Raw genomic sequence first — 5,309 nt, 5'->3', positions numbered from 1 at the left:
GCGCTTTGATAACAACAGGGCCGCCCGGTCGGCGGATGCCTCATCGAGAGTGGAGAACCTCACCCTGAGTGCTTCCAGGGCAGATCTGATCTGGGTCTCGATCTGGCTCGCGTCTAGCTCCAGATCTGCACGAGAACAGGGCTCGGGAGCAAAGGCAGGGTCGCTTGCGGAGCAACTTAATGCAAGGTGCATCTCAGCCGTGCGGCGCCCCAGCAGGGCCGAGGCCTGCATCGTTTGCGCGGCGACCGCCGGTATCCGATCCAGAACTGTTGGGGAGATTTCAAATTCGGCTGCAGGCATTCGAGACTCGGATGCGATTCTCCGATAAAGCGCGCCAAGTTGGCCAAGGAACCACGCCCAGCCATCCCCTTCACTCGCCACCAGTCCTTGCAGCATCGCGACGGTAGTTTTCTCGCCAGTGCCCGAGAGTGCCGAGATTTCGCCTAGAAATGGCGGAATCCGTTCAAAATGCGCCGTCTCGGTGAGAAACTTCCCGATCTCCACATCGGGATTCTCTCCCGCTTGCAGGCGTCGGAACAGCTTCAAAATAAGCGCATCGCCGTAAATGACGGAGGTGTTTGACTGCTCGGCAGATCCGATCCGCGACGGCAGCGGCCCTGTGACCTTTATTGCACGAAATGCAGTGGAGGAGTGCGCTCTAAGTGAGCTATCGGCGCTTCTGGCTGCGGACGATTCACGCGGCTCGGAAACGGCTTCGCCCGGTTGAGCATGCAACGGTAACGGCTGCGCCGGAATGATATTTGCTGATGTCTCGCTGGTTGTAATTTTATCTGCGTCTCCCCGTCGGGATGACGACTCCGCATCCGCGTCGTCAGGGAGGGGCGTTTGCGACGAAGTTGGGACAAAGACACTCGTAAGCGGCACAGATGCACTTTGTTCGATCAGCATCAACTCAAGGCGGCGAAAGTCCTCGCACGCAGTTGCGTCATGTAGAATCGCGATTCCAGATGTGGATGCCATGGTCCTCAGTATGCTTTCGGGGTGCTCAGCAGAGACGGCATCCGCCTGTTTGCCACGGCTGATTGCGAGAGGCAGCTGGTACGTGTCCGCTTTCCCCTCGAAATATGTGACCTCTACAAAGAAGATTGCGGGCGATATCAAATCGACGTCAGTCAGTTCGCCCGGCTTGACGCTTCGGTTGTCGAACTCCGGGATTGAAAGATCGGCCCATTGCAGGATGCGCACCGACTGAATCCTTTTGCTCTTCGCTCCGAACCAGCGCTGGCGCGTCATCCATGCCGGCAATGCGGATTCTATTTGCGCGAGTCCATCCGCGCTCAGCAGCCCCGACCATCCGGAGGTTGCGAGATCAACCACGTCAGCTTCCGTTCCAGCGGTTTCGACCACCGGCAAAACCTGAGGCTCCGGCAGGGTCTTTACGTCGGAAGTTGAGGCCTGCAGTTCCAGCCACAAAAAGGAATACGGCGCGAGCGTCAGTTGATAAGGAGCCGTCGTGACGGTTGGAAAGGGAACATAGCCCAGCATCTCCACCGGTTCCATGCCTTCGTACGCTGCCAGATCCAGCGACACCGGTTGCGCAAACCGGCTCAGATTGGCGACGCACAAGATCGTTTCTCGTGTTCCATAGTCCTGATCGAACTCTCGCAAATACGCGAGTATTTTCCGGTTCGACGGGTTGAGAAAGCTCAGACTCCCGCGGCCAAACACCTGAAACAATTTCCGAAGCGCAATCATGTTGCGCGTCCACTGCAACAGGCTCGATTGATCTGCCTGCTGTGCTTCGACATTCACAACCTGATACCCATAAATCGGGTCCATGACAACGGGGAAATAGAGCCGCGCCGGGTCGCACTTCGAGAATCCGGCATTGCGATCCGAAGTCCACTGCATCGGGGTACGCACGCCGTTGCGGTCGCCGAGGTAAATGTTATCGCCCATCCCGATCTCATCGCCGTAGTAAAGAATCGGTGTTCCGGGAAAACTCAGCAGCAGTGAATTGAGCAGTTCAATGCGCCGCCGGTTGTTGTCGACCAATGGCGCGAGCCGGCGTCGAATGCCGACATTGATGCGCATACGGGGATCGGCCGAATAGGCAAAATACATGTAATCGCGCTCGTCGTCGGTCACCATCTCCAGCGTGAGTTCGTCGTGATTGCGAAGAAACAACCCCCACTGGCAGCTGTCGGGAATGGGAGGGGTCTGCGCCATGATGTCTGTGATCGGCAGCCGATCTTCCTGCCTGAGCGCCATGTAGATACGCGGCATGAGCGGGAAATGAAATGCCATATGGCACTCGTCACCATCACCAAAATAGGGACGAACATCGGCCGGCCATTGATTGGCTTCCGCAAGAATCAACCTATTGGCATACTCGGCATCGATTGCGGCCCGGATCTCCCTGATAACACGATGCGTCTCCGGAAGGTTTTCGCACGAGGTTCCATCCCGCTCCACCAGGTAGGGAATTGCATCCATGCGTAGCGCATCGACGCCCATATCGAGCCAGAAGCGCATAGCCTGCAGCACTTCTTTCATCACTTGCGGATTATCCCAGTTCAACTCCGGCTGATGTGAAAAGAAGCGATGCCAGTAGTACGCCTGCGCCTTCTCATCCCATGTCCAGTTGGACTTCTCGGTGTCAGTGAAGATGATGCGTGCATTCTTATACAGCTGATCTGTTTGCGACCAGACATACATCTCGCGTTCCGGCGAACCGGGCGGAGCCAGCCGAGCTGCTTTGAACCATGGATGCTGATCGCTCGTATGGTTGATTACCAACTCGATCATTACCTGCATGTTCCGTTGGTGCGCCTCATCCAGAAACAACCTGAAATCACTCAACGTTCCGTAGGACGGATTCACATCCGTATAATTCGCGATGTCGTACCCGTCATCGCGGAGAGGCGAAGGAAAGAACGGCAGCAGCCAGATACAGGTAACGCCGAGGTCCTGCAGATAGTCGAGCTTTGAAATGATTCCCGGAAAATCTCCGATCCCGTCGTTGTTGGAATCAGCGAATGCGCGCACATGGAGCTCGTAGATGATCGCGTCCTTGTACCAGAGCGGATCAGTTGCGCTTGCAATCTTTTTCACTCGGCGGGTCTCCAAAGCTATTTGATGCGTGCCCCCAACTCACGTTTGCAGGAGGGTTAGGATTTCACATCGGCAAAAGGCACCCCTCGGGGTGACGGTTGCGCTGGCGCACAGGATGAGTCAGCAACCAAAGCTTTCGAAGTCAAACAGGCTAGAGAAAGTATTCGAAGTCCGTCTCCACCCTCATACGGCGATGGATCTTGAGAATATGACCCGACAATTTCGAGGGATTCAGCTCTACGTAATTGCGTGGGCCTTGCCACAAGTATCGCTCTCCAGTCAGCAGATCTTCGGCTTCGAAGCTACGGTCCTGGGGAATTTCCAGCTGATCGAGAGGCAAGGTTACAAATCCAGCTTGCGTATGGTGAGGATCGAGATTGACAACGGTCACAAGAAGGTTTGAGCGATCGTCCGACTCCTTGCTATAGCAGATCAACTGGTCGTTGTCGGTGTAATGAAACTTAAGAGACCAGTCGTTTTGCAGAGCTGGGTTTTCGTTGCGAATTTCGTTGACGCGAGAGATCAAGTCGCGCAAGCTGTCGGGTCGGTCGAGGTCCCAGTGCCGAATTTCGTATTTCTCTGAGTTGAGGTATTCCTCGCTGCCGTGCTTGACCGGTCGACTCTCCTGCAATTCGAATGCCGGGCCATAGATTCCATAGTTGGCTCCGAGTGTTGCCGCCAGGAGCAGCCGGATCACGAAGCCAGGGCGGCCCCCGATCTGAAGAAATTCCGTAAGGATGTCGGGCGTATTCGGCCACTGGTTCGGCCTGAAGAACTCGCGCACCGGCGTTTGCGTCAGCTCGGTGAGATAGGCCGTAATTTCATGCTTCCCGTTGCGCCACGGAAAATAGGTGTATGACTGGCTGAATCCGAGCTTTGCCAGTCGATACATAATTTTCGGACGAGTAAAGGCTTCTGCCAGAAACAGCACTTCGGGGTGGACGCGCTTGATTTCTGTGATCGCCCACTCCCAGAAGGGAAACGCTTTTGTGTGCGGATTGTCGACGCGAAAGATGGTCACACCCATGTCGATCCAGTAATCAAAAACGCTCTTCAATTCCTCCCACATCCCCTCCCAGTCTTCGCTTTCGAAATCAAAGGGGTAGATGTCCTGGTATTTCTTTGGCGGATTTTCTGCGTATTGAATGGTCCCATCGGGCCGCTTCTTGAACCAATTCTCGTGCTTTTTTACGTACGGATGATCCGGCGCCGCCTGAAAGGCGATATCCAGCGCGACAGACAAGCCCAGTTCTTCGGCTTTGCTCACGAATTGCTTAAAGCCTGCGGGCATCCCAAGATCGCTCAGAATCTCCTTGTGTCCGCCTTCTGTTGCGCCGATTGCCCAGGGGCTTCCATAATCGCCCGGCTGCGATTCAGGGTTGTTGTTGCGCCCCTTGCGGAAGGATCTCCCAATGGGATGAACGGGAGGCATATAGACTACGTTGAATCCCATCGCTGCAATATATGGCAGCCGCTTCTCGCAATCGGCAAACGTGCCGTGCGCTCCTGGCTTCTCCGATGTCGAACGAGGAAAGAATTCGTACCAGGAACTGAATCGCGCTCGCACCGGATCGACAACGATGGTCAGTTCGGGTGTCGACTCGGTCGCAAAGCGCTTGTCGGGATACCGTAGTACGATTTCGTGCAGCATTGGATCGGTGGCATGGATCCGGAGCTCGCTCGGAGCGTCCGCAGAACGAAGAATCGTCGCCCGCTCGCCTAACCATTCGGCATCACCACCGGTAGCTCTCTCGGCGGCCTGCGATACCAGATCGGCCCCAATGAGATAGTCGACCGAGGCATCGCTCTCGGCCTTGATGCGCTTCAGCAGGTCGCGTCTCCATGTTTCGAAGTGATCGACCCATCCCTGCACCTTGTACCCGTATCGGCCAAGCTCTGCGACGCGAAATGATGCCTGCCACCGGTCATTGACCAGCGGCTTCATGGGAATCTCGGTCCACTCGTCGGCGCCCTCGCGATGAGCGAGCAGGGAAGCCGCAATCGCGTCGTGACCATCCGTAAAGATGTCTGCTTCTACCCGCACCTGGTCGCCCACAGTGCGCTTTGCCGGGAACCGGCCACAGTCTACCTGCGGTGTGATTCCTTCGATAATGACGCGCTTGCGTCCGTCCGATCGTTTCGTTGTCATGGCTCTATCACGTTCTGCAAGTCTCACGGTTTCCGGTTACAGGAGTGTTTCATCCGGCCCATCGACTTTCTGGCCCGTCATTTCT

At 55.9% G+C, this 5,309-nt stretch carries 2 protein-coding genes; both read right to left on the bottom strand.

Annotation, left to right across the window (positions count from 1 at the left end; genetic code table 11):
- The coding region (gene treS, locus WA354_RS18175; protein ID WP_472814434.1) for a maltose alpha-D-glucosyltransferase at positions 1–3,075 on the bottom strand (3,075 nt) is incomplete at its 3' end.
- Between the two features lie 151 nt (positions 3,076–3,226).
- On the bottom strand, positions 3,227–5,224 hold the full coding sequence (locus WA354_RS18170) for an alpha-1,4-glucan--maltose-1-phosphate maltosyltransferase (protein WP_472814433.1): 1,998 nt from the start codon (positions 5,222–5,224) through the stop codon (positions 3,227–3,229).
- Positions 5,225–5,309: the final 85 nt, after the last annotated feature.

The organism is Occallatibacter sp., from assembly GCF_049802275.1.
Classification (GTDB): Bacteria; Acidobacteriota; Terriglobia; order Terriglobales; family Acidobacteriaceae; genus Telmatobacter.
Note: the sequence above shows the minus strand (reverse complement) of the source record. Positions and strands in the feature narration are given on the sequence as shown.